Source organism: Parendozoicomonas sp. 2304DJ65-17 (assembly GCF_058148445.1).
The window spans coordinates 120,670-144,205 of sequence record NZ_JBYVJV010000002.1; the positions used below are offsets into that span (position 1 = coordinate 120,670).

The following is a 23,536-nucleotide window of genomic DNA, read 5'->3' on the forward strand; positions in this document are numbered from 1 at the left end:
CTTAACTCCAGTTCAGCTCAGGGATGGCTGGTGGCGGAGGAATGCGCAGGAGTTCAATTTCTACCCGCCTGTTCTTTCTTCTTTGGGCGTCGGTCTTGCCCTGATTTAGCGGATAGCGGCTGCCATGCCAGCGGATTGTTTCCAGCATGGGCTTTTCAATACCAATGCTGAGAAAGTAAGCCTTAACCTGTTCCGCGCGCTGGCGTGAAATTTTCAGGTTGATAAGACTGTTTCCGGTTCTGTCACTGTGACCATCAATATTTATTAAAGTGACGGAAGGATCGTAGGTTAAATATTCAGCAATAAGATCGAGTGTGCGTTTTTCATTCTCACTAAGAGCGATGCGATTGTGCCCAAAGAAAACCTTTGATTGATTTATATCGGCAAAGCGAACTGGCGGTAGACTGTTACGACAGTTATTAAACTCTTCGAGTGGAGCTCTAAAGCCAATGGAAGAAATCTGTTCTTCCCATACATCGTTGTCATCATTGGTGAGGGTGATTTGTGCCCATTGCCCCTTGCTCATCTGATCAAGAAGCCTTTGTATTTTTTCAGGGAAAACCAACTCTTTTGATGGTGCTTTGCGTGAGCGACTAATTAAGACCGGCTGATTGCTTTTCCATGGTGGGGCAATAGCGTTGACTTCTGCCTTAATAGTTGTCCGGTTTCGAAAAGGAATCGTTAATACCATCAGGGGCTTTCGCCCTGCAGTGGCAATAAAGCTCACTGAGGATTTTTCAGACAAATCCGCACTGAGTTTGCATTCTTCTTTTACAGCGAATGCCTTCCATTCAAGTGGTTCTTTTAAAGGTTGAGACTGGCTGGGCAGAGTAAAAACAAACGCGCCAAGCAGGATAAGTACCCTTGGGAAAAATAAAAGGCGCATAAGCTCCAGACTAAAGACAGATATAAAACAGATGTCGTTAGTTATAAATGTCAGTAGCCTCGGTAATAATCCGTAGTTGTACGGATGTTTAGTGAGTCGGTAGATAATATCATCCTGTCGTATGATTTTTGTGCAGAATTGTGCGTGCTGAACCATCTAATTGTTTATGAGTTGCATGCGGGTTTTGCTTTTATACAACGGCATAACAGACCACTAACTTAAGTTTTGGTTTTTCGTTTTCGTTTTCGTTGTTTAATTATTCCCCTGACTGGCCGACTTCTCATGTTGATTCCACATGATGACAAGAGGGTTATGAGTATTAAACCCTGCAACTTATTTGAAGTCGGCGGTCGTGTTGCATCCGTCAGGCAACGAGCTGCTGAACTGGCAAAGCTCTGTGCACGATCTGTGACAGAAAGCCTGGTTAATATGACCGGTGAAGGTGTCAGAGCATTTGCAGATATTGAATACCCGGCAGCAACTCCCCGTTTTAAAGGACGACAAGTCACGGCATACAGCGTTCAGATTGAAGGTGCAGAGTCTCGGGGGATTATTCACTTAGACAATGCATTGTGCTGTGCATTACTTGAGCGGGCATGTGGTGGACAGGGCGTTATTGAAGATGATGTCGAGCTGCTGACTCTGGCTGAAAGTCGCTTTGCTGAGCGTCTGGTTAATCTGTCTTTGGATCTGATCTCCCGTTCCGTTGATGAAAACAAACCCATGCAGCTGTCGAAAGAGAAAGACTACGACAGCCCTGTATCGGGTACCAAAAGTATGTTTTTGATGAAAATCAAAATCAGCACAGATAATTTCCAAGGCAATCTTTCCGTTTGGCTTCCTGGAGAAGTAATGACTCCCATGCTGGATCATGTACCTCTGAATCGTGATGCGCTGATGGGAGCAATGGTGGATGTGCCGGTACCAATTACTGCGACTTTGAGTCGTCAGAAAACATCTCTTGGAAAAGTACTTTCCCTGAAACCAGGAGATTTTCTCCCCTTGGGCTTACCAGGTACTGCGGAAGTCAGAACGGGGAATAGAGTGCTTTTTCAGGCTCGGGTTGTTGCTCGAAATGGCCAGTTGGCGCTGGAGCTGCAGGATGCCATTAACGGAGAGAAGGAAGTACAACAGTGAAAGATGAAAGTATGACTGAGGCTTCCGCTGCTGAAGCTGTATTTGGTACCGAAACCCCTGATCTAAGTGAAAATGTTTCAGGGGATGTGGTTGCTGTTGAAGATTCTTTACAGCCAGACCTGAGTGTCATTCTCGATATTCCGGTGGTGATGTCCCTTGAAGTTGGCAGCACTGAACTGACAGTGAATGAGTTGTTGTCTATGGGCAGTGGCGCAGTGGTTGAGTTGAACCGTCATACTGGTGATCCGTTGGATGTAAAAGTTAACGGCAAGCTTATTGGCCGTGGCGAAGTTGTGGAAACCAATGGTCGTTATGGTATTCGCCTGACTGAAGTCGTTAGCCAGAATGAACGGTTGGGCCGCCTGGCCTGATGTTGCGCTGCTTCGCTCTTCTTTCCCTGCTTTTTTCTGGTTTTGCCTGCGCTGAAACAACTGGGTCTGCTGCCCAGTTGTTAAATATCGCGGGCATGCTGGCAGTTGTGCTGCTGGTTATTGTCGGCATGGCCTTGGTCGCGCGTCGTGTATTGCCTGGTGCTGTTCGTCCCGGAAGGCATATTCGTATTCTGGAAGTGATGCCTGTTGGCCGAAACGAGAAAATCTGCCTCGTTAAAGTAGGTGAGCAGACACTGCTGCTTGGTGTCAGTGCCGGCGGTATCCAGCGGCTGGAAAGTTGGGATAACTGGCCGGAAACCGAAGAGCTGCAATCGTCAGGTGAATTTCAGAAAGTACTGACAAGGCTGATGAAAACAAAATGAAGGTTACAGGGAAAGTTTCTGGCTGGATCAGACTGAGTAGATGCGCTCTGCTAAGTTTGTCGAGCATTCTCTTTTCGGTAACAGCGCAGGCTCAGGACATCCCTCTGCTCAATGTTGTGACCGATGGTGCAGGCCAGGCCTACAGTGTTCCTTTGCAGATAATGGTTCTGCTGTCGGTACTATCTTTCCTGCCCACCATGTTGATGGTGCTGACATCCTTCACCCGTATCATCGTTGTTCTTTCTTTGCTGCGGCAGGCGATGGGCTTGCAGCAGACTCCTCCCAATCAGGTTTTAATTGGCCTGGCATTGTTTCTCACAATGTTTGTGATGATGCCGGTGTACGACCAGATTAATGAACGGGCTATTCAGCCGTGGGCGAATAATGAACTGAACTTTCAGCAGGCCACTCTGGAAGCCAGTATACCGCTCAAAGAATTTATGCTGCGTCAGACCCGCGAGCAGGATATCAAGCGCATGGTTGATATCTCCGGGATTGATCTTTCTACTGTTGATTCTGAAATGCCCTTCCGGGTGCTGGCTCCCGCCTTCATTATCAGTGAACTGAAAACCGCGTTTCAGATCGGTTTTATGCTGTTTATCCCCTTTCTTGTTATCGATCTGGTTGTGGCCAGTGTTTTGATGGCGATGGGTATGATGATGCTGTCGCCACTGGTTATTTCTTTGCCATTCAAGCTGATGCTGTTTGTGCTGGTAGACGGCTGGAGCATGATAACGGGCACTCTGGCTGCCAGTTTCTGGTAGCGGACTAAAGGACGGGAAATATGACACCGGAAACAGTTGTCGACATATTTCGTGAAGCTCAGGGCCTGATTGTTCTTATGGTTCTGGTATTAATCGGCCCCGGTCTTCTTGTGGGTTTGGTTGTGGCCATCTTTCAGGCTGCGACACAGATCAATGAACAAACCATGAGTTTTCTGCCACGCCTGCTGGTGACTCTTGCCACTATGTCTTTAGCCGGCCACTGGTTACTTCAGCAGATAATGGATTTAACCCAGAATCTGTTTCTGCGTATACCGCAGTTAATAGGCTGAAGCCGTGCTTGCTCTGCCAATCAGTCTTGATAGCCATGTTATTACTGCATGGCTTGGGCAGTGGATGTGGCCGATGTTTCGGATTGCGGCTGCTGTATGGATTATGCCGATCTTTGGCGGAACAAGTATTCCGGTGAAAACGCGGCTGGCTCTGGTATTGGTTCTGACTTTTCTTGTTGCGCCCAATATCAGTTATGTACCGCAGGTCGATCCTTTCTCTCCTCAAGCCATGATCATTACCTTTCAGCAGATTGGTATTGGCCTTGCCTTTGGTTTTATTTTCAAGCTTTGGTTGGCCATTTTCACTATGGCTGGGCAAATCATGTCTATGCAGATGGGCCTGGCCATGGCGGTGATGAATGATCCGGTGAATGGTCCCGGAACAGCTTTACTGGGTAAGTGGTTTCAGACCATTGCCATGCTGGCTTTTCTGGCAATGGATGGTCATCTGGTGGTGTTCACTGTTCTTCTGGAAAGCTTTCAGATGTTACCCATCGGAACCGGGCTGAATGTCAATGTCTGGCAGGATGTTGCCCAGCTTGGCAGCTGGTTATTTGCCGGTAGTCTTCTGGTTGCCCTGCCTATGGTGATCAGCATGCTGATGGTGAACATGGCTTTCGGCGTGATGAACAGGGCGGCTCCTCAGCTGAACATTATTGCTCTTGGTTTTCCCATGACCATGATGTTTGGTATGGCCACGGTGTTTCTTGCCATGAGTTCCTTGCCCGGGATTCTGGTCAATCTGACCACGGAAATGCTCGATTATCTCCAACTGTTTATTGGTGGGTGATAAGAACAGATGGCAGATACCTCCCAGGAACGCACAGAAGAACCCACGGCGCGAAAACTTCGAAAAAGCCGTGAGCAGGGTCAGATACCTCGATCCAGAGAAGTTTTGTCTGCGGTATTGATTGTCGGTTCAGGTTCTCTGTTGCAAATGCTGGGGCCGGAGATAGGCGACACCCTGATGGGAATTCTTCGCCATAACCTTGCTCTGGAACGGGGTGAGATTTACGACCTGGCGTTTATGGGGCAGCACCTTCGGGATTCCGGTTTGGCTGCAGCTCTTGTTGTTCTCCCTATTCCAGCTTTGCTTTTGCTGGCAATTATCGGCAGTTCCGGACTGACAGGTGGTTTTCTGTTTCAGTTGGACCTTCTGCAGCCCAAGTTCAGCAGAATGAATCCGGCACAGTGGATTTCCCGGGTGTTTTCTATTCGGGGGCTGGTAGAGATTGGGAAGTCTCTGTTGAAGGTGACACTGGTTATTGGTTGTCTGCTGCTTGTGCTCTGGCAGCGTTATCCCCTTTCCCTTTCGTTAGGGCGTATGCCGATTGCTTCTGCCATTGCAGAAGGAACAGGAATACTAGGTTGGGCATTGATGGCTTTTGGTAGTGCATTGTTTTTGATTGCAGCTATCGATGCTCCTTACCAGATCTGGGACAACCGCCAGAAGCTGATGATGACCAAACAGGAAGTGCGGGACGAACATAAGGATATTGATGGTAAGCCGGAAGTAAAAAGCCGGATTCGCCAGCTTCAGCGTGAAATGGCCAATCGCCGAATGATGCAAAAAGTGCCTGAAGCCGACGTTATTATCACCAACCCAACCCATTATTCGGTGGCGCTGAAATACGATACAGGTAGAGCATCTGCTCCGTTTGTTATTGCAAAAGGTGTCGATCAGGTTGCCCTGAAAATTCGGGAAATTGCCCGGGACTCCTCCCGTCCGATTGTTGAAGCACCGGCATTAACCCGAGCCATTTATCACTCCACCAAGGTTGATCAGGAAATACCGGCTGATCTCTATCTTGCCGTGGCTCAGGTGCTGGCTTACATCCAGCAGCTGACCATGTATCGCAAAGGGCATGGAGGTGATGTTCCTCCGGTCTTGCCGGGTTTTGAAATTCCAGAAAATTACGATGCAGAAGGCAAGCGTGTTGTGGAACCGCAGGCCGGATCACAAGTCACAGCAGAGACAGACAATACCACCAATGAGTAGTACCTCTTCAACGCAAACAAATGCTGGCTGGGCACTGATGGCCAGAAAATACGCCGGTACGCCCCTGTTGCTCCTGGCCATGCTGGGAATGGTGACATTGCAGCTGCCGCCGTTCCTGCTGGATATGCTGTTCACCTTTAACATTGCTTTGTCTCTGATTGTTTTGCTGGTAGCGGTGTACACCCTGCGGCCGCTGGAGTTCCGGGTTTTTCCTACCATTCTGTTGATAGCAACGTTGATGCGTCTGGCCTTGAACGTGGCTTCTACCCGTGTGGTTTTGCTTTACGGCCATCAGGGTGGTGATGCTGCCGGTAAGGTGATTGAAGCGTTTGGTAATGTGGTTATCGGCGGTAACTATGTTGTTGGTATTGTTGTGTTTGCCATTCTGGTGATTATCAACTTTGTGGTTGTAACCAAGGGCGGTGGTCGTATATCGGAAGTAACAGCACGATTTACTCTGGATGCCATGCCCGGTAAACAGATGGCTATTGATGCGGATTTGAATGCCGGATTGATTGATCAGGACACAGCCCGCAAGCGCCGGGAAGAAGTTCGTCAGGAAGCTGACTTTTACGGTGCGATGGATGGTGCCAGTAAGTTTGTGCGAGGTGATGCTGTTGCCGGTTTGATGATTCTGGCGATCAACATTATCGGTGGTGTGATGATTGGCACCATGCAACATGGCTTGAAGTTTGGCGAAGCCTTCGAAGTTTATTCTCTGCTGACTATTGGTGATGGTCTGGTAGCTCAGATTCCTTCCCTGCTGCTCTCAACTACCGCAGCAATTATGGTTACCCGTGTTTCTGATGCTGAAGATATGGGTGCCCAGATTCACGGTCAGATGTTTGCTTCCCCCAAAGCCCTGACTGTTACTGCTGCGGTACTGATTATCATGGGTATTGTGCCCGGTATGCCCCACATGGCATTTCTGGGGTTAGGCAGTGTTGCCGGTGGTGTTGCCTGGTTGATGCATAAAGCGTCTACAGAAAAGAAAGAGAAGGAAACCCGAAAGAAGGATATGACCGAAGCTCTTCCCGGAGCGCCCAAAGAAGAACGAAAAGATCTGTCCTGGGAAGATGTTCCGGTTATTGATGTTCTTGGTTTGGAGCTGGGTTATCGGTTGATCAGTCAGGTAGATCGTAAGCGTGGTGGCGAACTGTTGGATCGGATCAAAGGTATTCGGAAGAGTCTGTCTACCAAACTCGGTTTTCTGGTGCCAACTGTTCATATTCGGGACAACCTTAAATTGTCGTCTACTGGTTACCGTATATCTCTGTTAGGTGTTGCTGTCAGTGAGGGAACAGTCTTCCCTGACAAACTTATGGCGTTAAATCCCGGTCGTGTATTTGGTGAACCTAAGGGAACCAAGGCCACTGATCCTGCTTATGGGTTGCCTGCTATCTGGATTGATAAAACCGATCGGGACAATGCTGTGGCTCTGGGTTGGACTGTTGTTGATCCGGCAACTGTTATGGCAACTCATATCAGTAAGGTGATGGACGACAATGCCCATGAGCTTCTGGGTTTTGATGAAACCCAGAAACTTGTGGATAAGTTGGCATCTCTGGCTCCCAAGCTGGCTGAAGAATTGATTCCCGGGAAAATGAACCTCACCACTTTGCGTAAGGTTCTCCAGCAGTTGTTGCTGGATGATGTACCCCTCACTGATATTCGAACTATCAGTGGTGCATTGCTGGAAGCTGCCGGAAAACAGACCCAGCCAGTTCTGTTGGCGCAGGAAGTTCGGGTGGCTCTTCGCAGAACCATTATTGATGGCATTGTGGGCATGGAAGCCATGATCCCGGTGATTACTCTGGCTCAAGGGTTGGAGCAACTACTACTTCAGGCTCACCAGAAAACATTGCAGGCCGGTGGGCAGTTTGCGCCTGATGCTATTCCTCTTGAGCCCAATATTACCCAGCAACTGCAACAGCACATGCCGGATGTGACTCGTAAGATGCAGGATCGGGGCAAGGCTCCTATTCTTCTGGTGGCTCCGCAGCTACGACCACTTATGGCTCGCTTTGCCCGGCTGTGCGCACCCGGTTTGAAAGTGCTGTCTTACAGTGAAATACCTGATGATCGTCAGGTCGATGTGGCATTGAATCTGGGGTAATTCAGGTTATGCATTTAAAGACCTGCCATGAATGCGGGCTTGAGCAGCAGGTTAACCCTGTTGCTGGCCGGTATCGCGCACTCTGTTCCCGTTGCGATGGAGTTCTTGTCAGTTATCGCCCCGGTTTCTCTGATCGAGGGCTTGGTTGTGCTCTTGCGGGACTGGTGATGCTGATACTCTCAGCAGCATTCCCTTTTCTTTCTCTGGAAATTGCCGGGCGTATTCAGAATATGTCGTTGCTTTCCGGCATGGAAACTGTCTGGGAGCAGGGCTATGAGTTTCTGGCTTTGGTTATAGGGCTGATGGTTCTGGTTTTGCCTGCCGTACTTCTGCTTCTCATTGTTTATTTTCTGCTGCTGTTTCGATGGACACATAAAGCTCCAGCTCACAGCGCGTGGGTTGGCCATGTATTGGAGTGGTTTATCAACTGGAATATGGCGGATGTGTTTCTGATCGGTGTGCTTGTGTCACTGGTGAAGCTTTCTTCTATGGCCAGTGTTTACCCGGGATTGTCGTTTATTGCTTACAGTGGTTTTTGTATCTGTCTGGTTGGTGCGCTATCCAGTCTTGATCATCATCAGTTGGAAGAGTGGCTGGATCAGGAATCGGAATATCACAGCGAACCTCTCAGTGATCCAAAAGCCATGTTGCAACGTTGCTGGGCTTTGTTATTCACAGCGGCCATCTGTTTTATTCCTGCCAACGTTCTCCCAATCACCATTACAACAAGTGTTGGGCAGACTTATCCCAGCACGATTCTGGATGGTGTGATTGTACTGTGGGGTATGGGGTCTTATCCGGTCGCCAGCGTTATTTTTATTGCCAGTATTTTTGTTCCTGTCGCCAAAATACTTGCCCTTACTTATCTGTTTTTCAGTGTGCAGTTCGGGATGGAAGGGCGACAACGGGAACGAACAACTATTTATCGTTTAACCGAGTTCTTCGGGCGCTGGTCAATGATTGATGTTTTTGTGGTTGCCATGCTGGTGTCGCTCGTTCAGTTCAACAACATTGTTGCGTTTTACGTAGGCCCAGCCGTGTACGCATTCCTTGCGGTTGTTGTGCTAACCATGTTGGCGGCTGAGTGTTTTGATCCACGTCTTATCTGGGCTGACAACCAAAGGAAAACAGTTTGAAGCAAAATGTAGGTGCTGCATCCCCTGATAATGAAACAGGTGTTGCAGAGGCAAGGATAGAGACCGGGCGCAGAGTTTCTGTATTGTGGGTTCTGCCGTTGATTGCGTTATTGATTGGAGGCTGGATGTTATGGAGTTACTACTCCAGCCTTGGGCCACAGGTCACTATTAGTTTTGAAACCGCTGATGGTATTGAAGCTGGCAAGACACAAGTGAAATACCGCAGTGTTGTTGTCGGGCAGGTGACGTCTGTTCGGCTCAATAAAGAGCTGAATGGTGTAAAAGCCACTGTGCAGATGACAGCTGAGAGTAAAGGTCTGGTGCATGATGACAGCCGGTTCTGGATTGTTCGGCCAAGAGTTTCTGCTGGTGGTGTTTCAGGGTTAAGTACACTGTTGTCTGGTACTTATATCGAAATGAGTCCGGGGAAGGAGAAACTGACCAAAGAGATATTTACGGGTGATGAAGCCCCTCCGGTTTCAGACCTTAATGCCGCCGGCCTGAGAGTCTCACTTTACAGTAAGGAAGCGGGTTCCCTGAGTGTTGGAGACCCTGTGCTTTACAGTGGCTTTCGGGTCGGGCAGTTAGAAGACATCGGCTTTGACCTGAAAACCCGACAGATTCGATACCAGCTTTTTATTAACGCTCCCTATAGTGATCTGGTTACTGACCAGACCCGTTTTTGGAACACAAGTGGTTTTGATCTAAAGGCGGGGGCTAGTGGTATTCAATTAAGAACCGGAAGTATTGAATCTCTTATCAGTGGGGGTATTGCTTTTACCACGCCAGCGGGCACACCTCCCGGCAAGGCTGTTCAGAACAACCATCTCTATCGGTTATATGCAGATTATTCCAGTATTAATGAACGAGAGTACATCGGTGGGGTTGATTTCGTTCTTCTCTTCGATGAGCCGGTAAGAGGTTTGCTGCCAGGTGCTGCCGTTGATTACCGAGGGATTCAGATTGGAGTTGTTGAGCGTATAGCTTATGACCTGATGGATGATGTCATTGGTGATGAAAACTGGGCCATTCCTGTTGTTATTACTATTCAGCCTGAACGTTTTAACAGCACCCGTCAGAAAATATCAAAAGAGGAGCTGATTGCAGATATGCAGCTCACTGCTGATAAAGGTTTACGTGCCTCTTTGGAATCCGGCAACCTGCTAACAGGTAGTCTGTATGTTGATATGGATTTTCGGGCTGATACATCCAAATCACCTGTGAAAATGAAGGAGTATCAGGGATACCCCGTAATCCCAACAGAGAAGGCTGGTTTGTCTCAGATTAGTGATCAGGTCAGTAGCCTGCTAGTCAAGCTCAACGCCTTGCCGCTGGAGAAAACCCTGAATGAACTGCAAAACACTCTGGCACGGGCAGAGGAGCTTCTTGGCTCCAGCAGCACCAAACAAGTGCCAGAAAATATAAACGACACTATGGACGCAGCCCGAAAAATGCTGGAGGGATATTCTGAAGATGGTGAAGTTTATGGAGAGCTGAGAGATACACTGGACCAGTTGAAAACACTGATCTGGCAGTTACAGCCCCTAGTGAAACAGGTAAACCAGCAACCCAATACACTGATTTTTGGCAGGACTCCAGGGCAGGACCCTGAGCCGGTTCGGGAGTAATACGATGTTGAATAAATCATGGGTGATCGCCTTATTGATTCTGGCTGGCTGTGCCTCCAAGACTCAGGCTCCTGTTTATCTGTTACTGGATCAACCTACTCATTCTGTTCATCAGGAGCAGGGTTATTTAGGAAAGCTTGATGTCAAAGTCTCTTCCTATCTGCAGCAGCCGCAGCTTGCTATTTCAACCGGAGACAACAGAGTTCAGTTCAGTGATAACTATCTCTGGGCCGAGCCACTCGACACAGCCCTGACCGCCGCATTGAGACAAGAGTTGGGGCAAGTATTGCCTGCAAGTGAAGGAAAGAGTGCAGATGTGAATGTGCTTATTCGTCGCCTGAACTTTAAGCCAGATGGGCAGGTCCAGATGGCCGGCGAATTCACGGCTGATCTATCGGGGCAGAAGAAACGGTATCCCTTTAACTTCGTGAAGAGTACTGGCACGTCAAACTATGCAGATATGGTTGGGAGTGTGTCGAATCTTGTGAAGCAGCTAGCTGAGAATATTGCAGAAAAACTGTAGATGCTTTTCCAGCAAGAAATCGAAGGCTGTTTTGATTTCTTGCTGGCTTGATTCTGCGTTTAACGGCAGTTGGCAGGAAGGTATTTCTTGTTTGTATCGAAATTTCTGTGGCCGGTGCATGTCCAGCTGATTTCTCCACCAGTATCCGAAGGAGTGAAGTGAACCTGGGCGTCCACCCCCATAGTTGAATCCTGATAGTCGATAACTACCACACCATTGTTTTGTACTTCTATATAGGCCACGGCAACACTAGCTGCTCCAAAGTCATCCCTTGGAGCTAATCCTGCCATTGCGTTAGAGCTGGGCCATGCACCTTGAGATGCATAGTATTCAACAACAGATGCCTTCGCTCCTGAGGCAAGGTTAATTCCCTCAGCTACGTAAGCTCGTTTGGTGTAATCCTGGTAGGCGGGTATGGCTACGGCCGCCAGAATACCGATGATGGCAACCACAATCATCAGCTCGATAAGTGTGAAGCCCGATGAGCGCCTTGTTGATACCATATTGTGCTGTCCTATTGGAAATCCATTTCTCTATTCCAGTTAAGGATAGGCCAGCATCTCAGGGTTTCAATTTGGCTGTTTTTGCCCTTAGCTCTTGATTAGTTGATGTTAACTATTTGAAATCCAGGGATTTTTCCAAACTGATATCTCAATTCTATTGCTTTAGCTGGCTTGGAGGAGCCGTTCTCGACTGTGACTGGAAGGTTGAGGCTGCATTGGTTTTTGGTTAGCTCTATGTCGTCATAAACCTTTATGTGAGTTTCAATAACAACAGCGTCAATAGCGTTAGTCGAGTCAAGTTCAAATGTCTGGTTAAGAGCTTCAAGGTTCCCCTCGCTGAGCTCTCTCACGCTATTGTATGAAAGATTGCATAGCTGTCCGAGCTTTCTGGGAGCAAAGGAGTTGATTGTGGCATAAGCATCTAATGACACAGATTCTGGAATCATTACCCCTTCTTTATTCAGGGAAGTGAACAGGTTTTTAAAAATACTAACCTGGCATTCCTCGGCAAGAGCCGCTTTCATGGTTTCAGAAATGATAATGTCGAAGGTTTCTTCTGGTTGCCACAGGCTGGCGTCAGCGCAAACCAGTTTGTAGTCAATGTTGTTTAAATTAAATAGAGCCAGCAGTTGCTGTAGGTTATCCAGTGACTGCTGATGGATATCCAGAAAAGTAATGGTTATCTGTTCCTGTTGGAGTAAAGGTAGCAGGGGCAGTAATAGAGTGGCGAAGGGACCTGTGCCAGCATACAGAATGGAGACACTGCTCTGATTGTTGAGTTTGTCTTTGATAGCGTTATGGATCCCAAGAATAAAGCGCGCTGTCCGCAAATACTCTTCTGCACATTTAGCTGCACTCAGAATGGAAATGGCCTTGCCAGTTTCCGTCAGACTGAAACCATCATCAATATGAACGCAAGGTTGGAGATCAATCTCCAGATATTCCGCCAACCCATGGGCCAATGCCTGTGCTGCTCTACGAATATCTCCATGAGGGAGGTATGGGTGTGCCAGCATGGTTTTGGCAATACCTTTCAACCAGAGTTGTCGTTGAGCATCGTCAAGATGAGCCAGGCTGATTGAATTGGGAAGTCCAATAAGGTTTTGCAACCAGTCATTGCTCAGGCAATCAATAACCAGATGAGTACGGCTGCTATCTCCATCATTAACTACAGCGTGTAGTTTATCGGCATTGATATACCAGAACTCACCTTCACTTATAGAAAGGGTTTCACCTCCTACGGTGAATAGCGTTTTTTCATTGCTTGTCAGGCAAAGATGCAGTCGTACCTGCCCTTTAGAAAAACACAAACCATGGTCGCAATGCTCTCCAATGGATGCCCCGGGCTCCAGAGTCATCAAACGGGCTGATAGCACACCGCAGCGTAGTTCTTCCAAAAAGGAAGCTAAAGCAGGGGTATGCTCCATAACCTTGAAATTAATGTATTGCTCTGGGTTTTCTGATGAGATTTGCATCGCCTGTAAAATAGGGTGTTCATCAGAATTACTTGCTAACCCTCTAAGCGGAAGAATCCGCCATTTCCCCAGATAGTTATTATTGTTGGCGTGATCTACCCAGTTTGCGTGTTCTTCAAGGCTGATCAGCTCCTTTTGCATGGTTACAAAATCAGTGATGGCGATATGTAGTTTTTTGAAGAGAGTATCTGGAATAAATGTATCCATGAATAGTAACTCGTCAGTTGGCATGCCCTGGTCTCGTATTTTTCGGAGTGATCGTTTTGCATTATTGCTAAGTCATCAAAAGCTGATGAATACGAGAGATAAAATATACATTTATGAACGTGCAATTTAATGCGTGTTTCGCTTTTAGTGTAACGAAATTGTTTTTTATCTATTGTAAGCTTGGCTAGTGATTATATTTAAATTACAGTTTTATACACGTCAGACGTCAGGTTTTAGCTTTTATGGAAAAATATAACTACAGCAACCTGCTAGAAATTGTCGGTGACAATATTAAAGTTTCTGATGACTCTGGTGCCCAGAGAAGTTTAACAGTTGAAAGTGTTTCCACTTCCTCTATGCATGGCAGCGAGTGGGAAGCCTTTTCAACCATCCTTCGTGGTGATAACTCTTTTCATATGCCACAGGGAACTTACCATTTTGACCACTACTCTCTTGGTAAGGCTTCATTATTTGCATCACCGAAAAGCGAAACAGAATACGAAGTAATTATTAATAGAAAAATTCATCCTGATAAGGATATTGCCTGATTTGGTGGCTTATCCCTCAGGGAGTCCACTGCATTAACAAGTAAACGTCGTCGGTCTTGTTTTTATATTCAAATCCGAGGCGTTCGTAAAGGTGGCGTGCCGGGTTCTGGAACTCGACATGAATAGTAACGGGCTTGTTGTATTGAGAAGCAGTTTTGAAGACTTCTTTTATTAAATAGCTGCCAAGGCCGTGTTTTTGAAAACTGGGCAGGATAGCGATATCCACTATCCGTATTTCGTTTTCCCAGTAATCAATAAATAGCCGACCAGCAGGCTCACCATCAACATCAACAATATTAAAGTGGTCTGTGCAGTAGTTTTCAGTGTAGTGCCTGGTTTGTGCACAAAATTGTTGGCTGATAAAAGCTGACTTTTCTGCTGGAGTAAAGTTTGTTTGGGAGAGTTCGTATTCTCTAGAGGCACCATAAAGCCGTTCCATAAATTGCAGGTCTTTATCGGTGTATTGTCTTTGAGAAACGCGATGATTCCATTCTGTCGAATGCATACTGCAGACTCACTTGATACTGAAGAAGTTGGGCGATCTTAAAATAAAGATCACATGATAATTTACACATGTCAAAATCACTGGAAGGGAACCTGTTATGGCCGAACCTTTTCTTGGCGAAATCAAAATGTTCAGTTTCAAATTTGCGCCGGTCAACTGGGCGTTTTGTGATGGAACACTTTTGCCAATCAATCAAAACCAATCCATGTACAGCCTGTTAGGTACCACTTTTGGTGGCGATGGTCGTACATCATTTGCATTACCTGATCTTCGCAGTCGAACGCCTGTGCATCCAGGTTCTGAATTCTATGGACCTAGTACCCAATCCACCATCAATCAAGGGCAAATCGGTGGCCTTGAAAGCGTGAAGCTCACTGACACCACGATGCCTATGCACAGGCACTTTATCAAAGGCACAACCGATCTTGCTGACCGGTCAAACGCTGAGGCCAACGTATTTGCAACCTCAACGTCAGGAGGGGCTGTTGGAGGCGATGTTTATACCGCGGGTGAAAACCTGCAGGCGCTTAATGATGCATCGGTATCTAATGTCGGTAGCAGTGTTGGCCATGAAAATATGCAGCCTTCTCTTGTCGTGAGCTTCTGTATCGCGATGAAAGGCCTATTTCCAACGCGTAACTAATCTCAGGGAGAGACATTATGAGTGATCAGTTTGTTGGTGAGATCCGCATGTTTGCGGGTAACTTTCCACCTAGGGGTTGGGCAATGTGTAGTGGGCAGCTTATGGCTATCAGCTCCAATGATGCCTTGTATTCTTTAATCGGAACCACCTATGGCGGCGATGGCCGTACCAGCTTTGCGTTGCCAGATATGCGTGGCCGTCTGCCGTTGCATCAAGGCCAAAGCCCGGGCAACAGCAAGCGAGTTATTGGCCAGCGTATTGGGGTCGAGAGAGTCAATCTTCAAACCCAACACATGCCATCCCATAACCACACGCTCAGTGCCAGTGTGAATCAAGGCAATGCTAATGAAAACAATGGCATGGTGATGGGGGCTCAAATCGATTCTGACAAGCTTTATGCACCACCAGGTAATGAAATGGTCTCGATCAAACATGGCAGTGTTACCTCGATCGGGCAGGGCATTTCTCACACTAATATCATGCCGTACCAATGCTTGAGCTTTATCATCGCATTGTTTGGCGTATACCCAAGCAGAAATTAAAAGGAGCTTAAAAAATGGCTGACGCATTTACTGGTGAAGTTCGTATCCTGCCTTACACTTTTGCTCCGCTTTTCTGGGCAGCCTGTGATGGGCAGACTGTTCCTATTGCGCAGAATACCACGCTGTTTTCGATTATTGGTGCAACTTACGGTGGTGATGGTCGATCAACCATGGGCCTGCCAAATCTACAGACACGTGCCCCAATGCACTGGGGGAATGCACCTGGTTATACCCCGAGAATGTATGGGGAGTTCGGTGGTGTACCTGACGTGACCTTGGTTGAAGCTCATCTGCCGCCGCACACTCACGACATCAATACAGTTGATGGATTTGGTGATGATCTGTCGCCTGCTGAAAACCTGATGATTGCTAAGGACGCCAAATCTGGCGGCAAAACTTTCTTTATGAAAGACGGCGACACTGTTTCAAGCATGGGTACGTATTTAAAAGATGGTGCGTTGAGTGCCGAGGGGCAAAGCGCTCCACACGAAAACAGACAACCATTCCAAAGTGTTCGTTTTTGTATCTGTATGGAAGGTTTGTACCCTTCGCGTAATTAACTTGTTTTTATTGTGCCCCCCTATGTGGTGAACTTTTTGATTTTTGAGAAAAATCTTGGCCGCTAAGTGACATCTTGCAGTTGGTGATATTGACTTTCTGGCCAAGGTATATGGCTTTAAACACAATTAGGATATGCTATCTAGTAGTTCTTGGTCTGATTACACATCTGTCGTGTAATTAAATCGCAGCCTCATAGAAATAGAGGCACATCTTGGCGTTGTATTACAGAACAGCGAGATGGCGATTGGCAGGAAGTAAAGCTTTTCAAATGACAAAATAGAATTATAAATTGGATAGCAGCATGGATGCCTCACTGGTTCATCGGTTAATTCGAGCTTTCAAAAAAACTGACAAAAATAGTCAGCTTTCATCATCATCTTCTTCGGCAGTCACACCGCCTCCAGGGTTTGCTCTTGAACCCCGTATAATGCTGGATGCGGCGATTGTCAGTACGGGGGAAGAGGTACTGACAGAATTAACAACTCAAGAGTTATCAAGCAATAATAACGATCTAGCTCAGGCCGAAAGCAATCAACTTGCTGAAGCGCTTGAAGCTGCATCTTTAAATACCAGTGAAACGACAGAGGTTGTTTTAATTGACCCTTCCGTTCCTGAATATGAAACTCTGATGTCAGGTGTTTCAGACCAGGCTCAGGTTTATATTCTCTCCTCTTCTGCTTCTTTATCAGAAATTGCAGATGTGCTCTCTGGTTATCAAAACCTTGATGCGGTACATATTATTTCCCACGGCAGTGCCGGCTCTTTGTCATTAAGTGGTGAAACTGTTAATGCTGATTCTCTGGATTCACAGCAGGATGTTCTTAAAACCATTGGGCAGTCATTAAATGAGGAGGGAGATATTCTTCTCTATGGCTGCGATGTGGGCAGTGATAGTGAGGGCCAGGTATTTATTGATCGAATGGCTGAACTGACTGGTGCTGATATCGCGGCTTCAGATGATATTACTGGTGCAGGCGGAGACTGGGAGCTGGAAACTGCTGCAGGAACAGTATCTGATGAATCCGCCTTGGCATTTAATGCTCCTGAGAATTATGCGTTTTCTCTCACTGATTCCGTTTTTGGTTTTGATGGCGTGGCTGAAAACCAATCAGGGGGGCAAGCACAAGTTACAGAAACGGTAGATGGGGTCACTGTTACAGTTACCAGTAACACTAGTGATATGTATCCCGTCAGTTTGGGGTATTTCGGTACAGATCCAAATAATGCTGGGTTAAGTGGGATTGTAGTAACTTCCTATGAAGCAAACACATTGACCGTCACTTTTAGTCAGGCTGTAAATGTCGTAAGCGTTGTAGTAGCTAATGCAGATGAGAGAAGCACTTCCACTCAATTAACCCTCTCGCCCTTCCTTGCCGCAGGCGGTACAGGAAGTAATTACACCACAGCAACATTGAATGCAGATGGAAGTAGTGAGAATTATGATGGGGAGCTTGCTGTACTGAATTGGACTTCTGTCAACTCGTTTACAATCACTACCAGTAACGGTGCAGAATCACCGGCGTTGGATAAGATCACTTTCAATACTGGCCCTGCTAATACTGCGCCCACTGCAAGTGGGGTTCCCTCAGATGTCACTGTGATGGAAGACACCGCCAGTAATCTGGATTTGTCGGCTGTTACCTTTGTAGATGGTGATGGAGATGCGCTTACAGTTACGTTAAGCGTGAATGCGGGAACCTTTAATGCTCCTGCCGATGGTGCCGGTGTAGGAGCCGGGGTTGTAGAAAATCTGGTAAACAGCACAACCATTACTCTGCAGGGCAGTGCGGCAGACATTAACACTTACCTGGATACGGCTTCCAATATTCAATACACCGGTGCTGCTAATGCCAGTGGAGGTGATGCCGCAACGTTAACTATCCATGCCAATGATGGCACTGAAAATCCTCAGCTGGGCACGGTTAATATTGATATCACACCTGTGAACGACAACCCTTCAGGCACAGGTGTTCCTGTTGATGTAGTGGTGACCGAGGACACTCTTAGTAATCTGGATTTGTCCGCCGTCACTCTAAGTGATGTGGATGGGGATAATATCACCCTTACACTCACTGCCAGTGCCGGAACTTTCAGTATGCCTGCTGACGGTGTTGGTGTGGGAGGTGGCGTAATAGGAACCCTGGTGAGCGCAACAACGATCACTCTGGTCGGTGCTGCTGCGGATATCAATACTTATCTGGATACGGCCTCCAATATTCGATACACCGGCGCGGCCAATGTCAGCGGTGGTGACGCTGCAACTCTGACCCTTACTGCTAACGATGGTAATGGTTCAGGAAATGTGGTTCTGGGAACGGTGAATATTGATATTACATCGGTGAATGATGACCCTGCAGTGACGGGTATTCCCACAGATGTAACCGTGACAGAAGATACGGCCAGCAATATTGATCTGTCGTCGATTGTTCTCTCCGATGTAGATAGCGCTAATCTCACCATTACGCTCACTGCCAGTGCAGGAACCTTTAGCGCACCTGCCGATGGAGCGGGTGTAGGGGGCGGAGTAACAGAAACTCTGGTGAATCCAACAACAATCACTCTGGTCGGCGCTGCTGCAGATATCAATACTTATCTGGATACAGCCTCCAATATTCGATACACCGGTGCTGCCAATGTCAGTGGTGATAACGCTGCGACTCTAACCATTACCGCTAATGATGGTGATGGCTCAGGGAATGTGACTCTGGGTACAGTGAATACTGATATAACCGGTGAAAACGATAACCCCTCAGCATCTGGTATTCCCACAGATGTGACTGTGACAGAAGATACGGTCAGTAATTTAGATTTGTCGGCTGTTTCGCTCGCTGACGTGGATGGCGATAACCTCACCGTTACACTCACTGCCAGTGCAGGAACCTTCAGCCTGCCTGCCGATGGTGCTGGTGTGGGAGGTGGCGTAACAGAAACCCTGGTGAACGCAACAACGATCACTCTGGTCGGCGCTGCTGCGGATATCAATACTTATCTGGATACAGCCTCCAATATTCGATACACCGGCGCGACCAATGTCAGCGGTGGTGACGCTGCAACTCTGACCCTTACTGCTAACGATGGTAATGGTTCAGGAAATGTGGCCCTGGGAACGGTGAATATTGATATTACATCGGTGAACGATAACCCCACCGTGACGGGTATCCCCACTGATATTACTGTGACTGAGGATACGGCCAGCAATATTGATCTGTCGTCTGTTACTTTAGCTGATGTTGATAGCAGTGCCATTACCGTAACGCTCAGTGTTACTGCGGGAAGTTTCAGCACGCCAGCTGACGGTGCTGGTGTTGGAGGAGGGGTAACAGAAACTCTGGTGAACAGCACGACTATGACTTTGGTTGGTGCTGCCGCAGATATCAATACTTACCTGGATACGGCCTCCAATATCCAATACACCGGTGTTGCCAACGTTAGTGGTGATAACGCCGTGACTCTAACCATTACCGCTAATGATGGTGATGGCTCTGGGGATATGACTCTGGGTACAGCAAACATTGATATTGCAGCTGTGAATGATGTGCCTGTTCTTAACAATGACCCGGATAACAGCTCTCTAGGTGCTTCAGGATTCCATAACCGTTTTACTGCGGGGGATGCTGGTGCCAGTGTTGTGGATTCTGATTTCACTATTACCGATGTTGACGACACACATATTGAAAGTGCCACTATTAATCTGGCAGGTGTTCTGGACGGCGCCAGTGAGAGCCTGACAATTAGTGGTACCCCCGCTGTTGTTAGCGGAATCACGATTACTTATACATCTGCCACAGAAATCAATTTGTCAGGCTCTGCGACAAAAGCGGATTACCAAAACCTGATTCAACAGATTATTTATCAGAACAGTGCGGCAACAGTGACTGCAGGAGAGCGGACAGTCACTGTTTCTGTGAATGATGGTGATGCGTCTTCAGCAGGTGAAGCCAGTAAAGTAACTGTCACTAATGCACCTCAGGTTCTGGCACAGTGGAATTTTGATAACCAGAACCTGACGCCTTCAATTAACCTGCTGGACAGCGCCAGTTTGTCTGAAGGTTCAAATCTTGGTGCAGGATCATTTGTTGCTGGTGACACTCTTGGAGATTACGGCTGGAATCACAGCAGCTGGGCATTAGGTAATTCTCCGGCAACAGGAGATCATGTTGATCTCAATGTAGATTTAACTGACTACAGTGCCTTTTCACTCAGTCTGGATGTCAAACGATCTGCAACCGGCTCCCAGAATATCCAGCTTGCCTACAGTATAAATGGCACAGACTTCACCAATCTGCCTACCACTGAAACCACAGTGACTGATTCTTTCTCAACAGTTACGTTAGATCTGGTAGGGCTGGCAGCTATTAATGACCAATCGACCGTAACACTGAGAATATTCGGTTATGACGCTTCGAGTGGGGCTGGAACGCTCAGGGTTGATAATATTGAGCTATCTGGCGTTCCTGCCAATACTGCACCTGTAGCCTTGAACGACACTGGTACTGTTGCAGAAGAGAGCACCCTTACTGTTAGTCAGACCAATGGTGTTATCAATAGCAATGATACCGACGGTGATAATAACACTCTTACAGTTACCGGAATTCGTACAGGAACCGAGATGGGCACAGGTGTGTCCGGAACTGTCGGCACCAGTCTGACTGGTGAGTATGGAGTTCTTACGCTCAATGCTGATGGTAGCTATTCCTATGCAACAAACCAGTCTTTGACAAATGCTCTGCCGGGCTCTGGTTCTGGCAGCACGGTCACGGACACTTTCACTTACACCATCAGTGATAGCAATGGTGGAACAGATACAGCAGAACTGCAGATAACAATTACAGGTCGTGATGATGCCTCTGTTATTAGTGGTACTTTATCTGGATCAGTCGAAGAGGGTGATGTTGGCGATGATCCGGTGATGGCGACAGGAACCTTGTTGATTAATGATGTTGATACAGGTGAAAGCCCATTCTTTGCTGATCAGACTGCCACTCAGGGTGATAGTGGTTACGGGTTTTTCACTCTGACTTCGGGTACCTGGCAATATGTTCTGGATCAATCTGCCGTACAACAATTAACTGCTGGGGAAACCCTGACGGATCAAATAGTCTTTACTGCCAGTGATGGCAGTACGGCGACTGCCACAGTGACCATTCTGGGGGCTGATGAACAAAGTGATATGGGTTTTGTTAATCCTGTATTACTTCAACCTGTTGCAGCTGAAATTCAGCAGTTTTCACCAGAGCCATCTGCGCCAGAGCTTGCTATTCCAGATCCTATTGATACCCCTGCTGAATTTAACTTGGATGCCAGTAGCGGGAATACACCGGAGTCTCCGTCGAGTGATATTGGAGTCGGTATTGGGAGTCAGGCTTCAGGGTTGTCGTCTGAGGGGGGGCTGATAACCCATAGTCGTACGTTTTCTAATGATTTGGCTGTTCAGGGTTTGTTTAACCAGCTACAAGCTCTTAATGCACGTTATGGATCATCGCTTTCAACCTTGGACGTGCCGGCAGAAGGCTCTGATGAGGACGGTCGGATTATTGATACTTTAGATTTAGATATTGTTCAGTCCGACCAAGTATCTGAATTAAAACTGGGTAACAGTGACCTTTCCAGCGAAGACGATTTGGGTGATGAAGGTGCTCAGGAGTCCGACTCAGAAACCAGCCAGCAGAACAATGAAGATAATGAACAAGGGCAGGGTGGTTTTCAGGAGCAGATGTCTCAGGCCCTGTTAAAAGAAAAACAGGAAATTCTGCAGTTAGAAGCTGCTTTATCCGCTTTAAAACAACAATAAATAATTATTAATTATTGCATTGGGTTAGGGAGTGAACACCATGCATTCAGGATTCAAGTTATCGGTGCTCAGCGCAACCATTTTTCTGGCAGCCTGTTCTGTCAAACCTATGGTTATTTCTGATCAGGAACAGCAAAAGCAAATCAAGGATGACCAGCTGTCATTGTACTCCGGTCAGGAGACGATCTCTGCGCCGCTGACCCTGCATCAGGCCATGGCCAGAGCTATTAAATACAACCTTGACCATCGTTTAAAACTTATGGAAGAGGCGTTGGCTTACGACATGCTGGATGTTGCCCAGCTCGATATGCTGCCTCAACTGGTTTACAACGCAGGCTACCGTGGCCGGGATAATCAGTCGGGAGCCAGTTCACGATCTCTGGTAACAGGTGAGGAAAGCCTTCAGGTTTCTACGTCTCAGGAACGTAACAGAAGAGTTGCGGATCTGGGTATTTCCTGGAACATGCTTGATTTTGGCGTTTCTTATTATCGAGCCAAACAGCAGGCGGATCGGCTGGTTATTGTTGATGAACGACGCCGCAAGGTTATTCACAACATTATTCAGGACGTTCGTGGTGCTTACTGGCGAGCTCTTACCGCTCAAAAGGTTCTAAAAAACCTCGATCCTTTGATGAACCGTATAGAGAAATCTCTGGAGACTGCCCGCAATATTGAAAACCTGGGTTTGAAGTCTCCTTTGGAGAGCCTGAAATATCAGCACAGACTCCTGAACAGCCAGAAAAAACTCTATGAAGTGAAGAGAGGTCTGATCAGCGCCAAATCTGAACTGGCTGCTCTCATGAGCCTTCCTCCCGGTACACAGTTTACGTTGGCTGATGGCGAATTAAATACACCAGAAGTGGCTCAATCGATTCAGGATCTTGAACAGCTTGCACTATTGCAGCGGCCTGAGCTTCGCGAAGAACGGTATCACGACCGCATTTCTGCCGTTGAGGTAAAGCGGGTTATGGCGAGCCTTATGCCATCGCTGAATCTCAGCACTACTTACAACTACGACAGTAACAAATACAACAAGAACAAAGACTGGTTTGATTTCAGCGCCATTATTTCCGGCAACCTGATGGACATTATTACCCTGAAACAAAGGGTAGGTCTGGCTGAGGCTCAGGCAAAAGTGGTCGACACTCGCCGTTTAGCGCTGAATATTGCTGTCTTGAGTCAGGTTCAGATTTCCCTGCTGGAATTTTCTGAGATGGAACATTTGTACAGTACAGATAAGCACCTCCGTGACGTTGAAAACCGCTTGCTGCAGCAAGTCAGGGCCTCTATGAAGAGTGATTCCGGCAGCGAGATGGAAACAGTTGAATATGAAATCAACGCACTACTCGGTGATCTGTATCAAGGGCAGAGCTATGCCGATATGCAGGAAGCCTATGGTCGTGTTTATCTTTCAGTGGGTGCCGATCCACTGCCTGAAAGAGTGCAGGATCATGATATTGAAACCCTCGCAGCGGCGCTCGCTGAAGGTGAGAGTCACTGGAATATGCTGAAGGTTGCAGAGAAGTAA

General features: G+C 47.3%; 21 protein-coding genes. 17 read left to right on the forward strand and 4 right to left on the reverse strand.

Features of this window, described 5'->3' with window-relative positions; all coding sequences use genetic code 11:
• Window position 1 precedes the first annotated feature (1 nt).
• Window positions 2-886: an OmpA family protein gene (locus ACY2RR_RS05620; protein ID WP_490107158.1), complete on the reverse strand. Its 885-nt coding sequence runs from the start codon at window positions 884-886 to the stop codon at window positions 2-4.
• Between the two features lie 312 nt (window positions 887-1,198).
• Here ACY2RR_RS05620 and ACY2RR_RS05625 point away from each other — a divergent pair, with 312 nt between their 5' ends.
• Genes ACY2RR_RS05625 through ACY2RR_RS05675 form a run of 11 tightly spaced genes read left to right on the forward strand, consistent with a single transcriptional unit; the run spans window position 1,199 to window position 11,233 of the window.
• Entirely contained in the window at window positions 1,199-2,023 is an 825-nt protein-coding gene (locus ACY2RR_RS05625; protein WP_490107159.1) for a FliM/FliN family flagellar motor switch protein, read from the forward strand.
• A complete protein-coding gene (gene fliN / locus ACY2RR_RS05630; RefSeq protein WP_490107160.1) occupies window positions 2,020-2,394 on the forward strand; it encodes a flagellar motor switch protein FliN in 375 nt (124 codons plus the stop codon). The genes ACY2RR_RS05625 and fliN overlap by 4 nt, the downstream gene beginning before the upstream one ends.
• On the forward strand, window positions 2,394-2,777 hold the full coding sequence (gene fliO, locus ACY2RR_RS05635) for a flagellar biosynthetic protein FliO (RefSeq protein ID WP_490107161.1): 384 nt from the start codon (window positions 2,394-2,396) through the stop codon (window positions 2,775-2,777). Before fliN ends, fliO begins: the two co-directional genes overlap by 1 nt.
• The gene (fliP, locus tag ACY2RR_RS05640) at window positions 2,774-3,541 is read left to right on the forward strand and encodes a flagellar type III secretion system pore protein FliP (RefSeq protein WP_490107162.1); all 768 of its coding nucleotides are present in this window, start codon (window positions 2,774-2,776) and stop codon (window positions 3,539-3,541) included. The genes fliO and fliP overlap by 4 nt, the downstream gene beginning before the upstream one ends.
• A 20-nt stretch (window positions 3,542-3,561) precedes the next feature.
• Window positions 3,562-3,831, forward strand: a complete 270-nt coding sequence (gene fliQ / locus ACY2RR_RS05645) for a flagellar biosynthesis protein FliQ (protein ID WP_490107163.1) — start codon at window positions 3,562-3,564, stop codon at window positions 3,829-3,831.
• Between the two features lie 4 nt (window positions 3,832-3,835).
• The gene (gene fliR / locus ACY2RR_RS05650) at window positions 3,836-4,621 is read left to right on the forward strand and encodes a flagellar biosynthetic protein FliR (RefSeq protein ID WP_490107164.1); all 786 of its coding nucleotides are present in this window, start codon (window positions 3,836-3,838) and stop codon (window positions 4,619-4,621) included.
• A gap of 9 nt (window positions 4,622-4,630) precedes the next feature.
• Entirely contained in the window at window positions 4,631-5,830 is a 1,200-nt protein-coding gene (flhB, locus tag ACY2RR_RS05655) for a flagellar biosynthesis protein FlhB (protein WP_490107165.1), read from the forward strand.
• 37 nt (window positions 5,831-5,867) lie between these two features.
• Complete coding sequence (gene flhA, locus ACY2RR_RS05660) at window positions 5,868-7,946, forward strand: flagellar biosynthesis protein FlhA (protein WP_490107878.1); 2,079 nt, start codon at window positions 5,868-5,870, stop codon at window positions 7,944-7,946.
• An 8-nt stretch (window positions 7,947-7,954) separates the two neighbouring features.
• Window positions 7,955-9,082 carry a paraquat-inducible protein A gene (locus ACY2RR_RS05665; RefSeq protein ID WP_490107166.1) on the forward strand — a complete coding sequence of 376 codons (1,128 nt, stop codon included), beginning with the start codon at window positions 7,955-7,957 and terminating at the stop codon, window positions 9,080-9,082.
• Complete coding sequence (pqiB, locus tag ACY2RR_RS05670; RefSeq protein ID WP_490107167.1) at window positions 9,079-10,710, forward strand: intermembrane transport protein PqiB; 1,632 nt, start codon at window positions 9,079-9,081, stop codon at window positions 10,708-10,710. Before ACY2RR_RS05665 ends, pqiB begins: the two co-directional genes overlap by 4 nt.
• Window positions 10,711-10,714: 4 nt before the next feature.
• Complete coding sequence (locus ACY2RR_RS05675) at window positions 10,715-11,233, forward strand: PqiC family protein (RefSeq protein ID WP_490107168.1); 519 nt, start codon at window positions 10,715-10,717, stop codon at window positions 11,231-11,233.
• Window positions 11,234-11,292: 59 nt separating this feature from the next.
• Here the strand turns inward: ACY2RR_RS05675 and ACY2RR_RS05680 are convergent, their stop codons facing one another.
• Complete coding sequence (locus tag ACY2RR_RS05680; RefSeq protein ID WP_490107169.1) at window positions 11,293-11,736, reverse strand: pilin; 444 nt, start codon at window positions 11,734-11,736, stop codon at window positions 11,293-11,295.
• A 98-nt stretch (window positions 11,737-11,834) separates the two neighbouring features.
• A complete protein-coding gene (locus ACY2RR_RS05685) occupies window positions 11,835-13,418 on the reverse strand; it encodes an aspartyl/asparaginyl beta-hydroxylase domain-containing protein (protein WP_490107170.1) in 1,584 nt (527 codons plus the stop codon).
• A 242-nt stretch (window positions 13,419-13,660) separates the two neighbouring features.
• On the opposite strand from ACY2RR_RS05685, the gene ACY2RR_RS05690 reads away from it, so the two are divergent.
• Window positions 13,661-13,966 (forward strand): DUF6916 family protein, encoded by a 306-nt coding sequence (locus ACY2RR_RS05690; RefSeq protein ID WP_490107171.1) that lies wholly within the window; start codon window positions 13,661-13,663, stop codon window positions 13,964-13,966.
• 16 nt (window positions 13,967-13,982) lie between these two features.
• On the opposite strand, the gene ACY2RR_RS05695 is transcribed toward ACY2RR_RS05690, so the two are convergent.
• Window positions 13,983-14,471 (reverse strand): GNAT family N-acetyltransferase, encoded by a 489-nt coding sequence (locus ACY2RR_RS05695; protein WP_490107172.1) that lies wholly within the window; start codon window positions 14,469-14,471, stop codon window positions 13,983-13,985.
• 97 nt (window positions 14,472-14,568) lie between these two features.
• Between ACY2RR_RS05695 and ACY2RR_RS05700 the strand changes: the two genes are divergently transcribed.
• From ACY2RR_RS05700 to ACY2RR_RS05720, 5 genes are all read left to right on the forward strand, one after another.
• A complete protein-coding gene (locus ACY2RR_RS05700) occupies window positions 14,569-15,114 on the forward strand; it encodes a phage tail protein (RefSeq protein ID WP_490107173.1) in 546 nt (181 codons plus the stop codon).
• Between the two features lie 17 nt (window positions 15,115-15,131).
• Entirely contained in the window at window positions 15,132-15,656 is a 525-nt protein-coding gene (locus tag ACY2RR_RS05705; RefSeq protein ID WP_490107174.1) for a phage tail protein, read from the forward strand.
• A gap of 14 nt (window positions 15,657-15,670) precedes the next feature.
• Entirely contained in the window at window positions 15,671-16,216 is a 546-nt protein-coding gene (locus tag ACY2RR_RS05710; RefSeq protein WP_490107175.1) for a phage tail protein, read from the forward strand.
• Window positions 16,217-16,518: 302 nt separating this feature from the next.
• Complete coding sequence (locus tag ACY2RR_RS05715) at window positions 16,519-22,008, forward strand: DUF4347 domain-containing protein (RefSeq protein WP_490107176.1); 5,490 nt, start codon at window positions 16,519-16,521, stop codon at window positions 22,006-22,008.
• Window positions 22,009-22,048: 40 nt separating this feature from the next.
• Window positions 22,049-23,536: a TolC family protein gene (locus ACY2RR_RS05720; protein ID WP_490107177.1), complete on the forward strand. Its 1,488-nt coding sequence runs from the start codon at window positions 22,049-22,051 to the stop codon at window positions 23,534-23,536.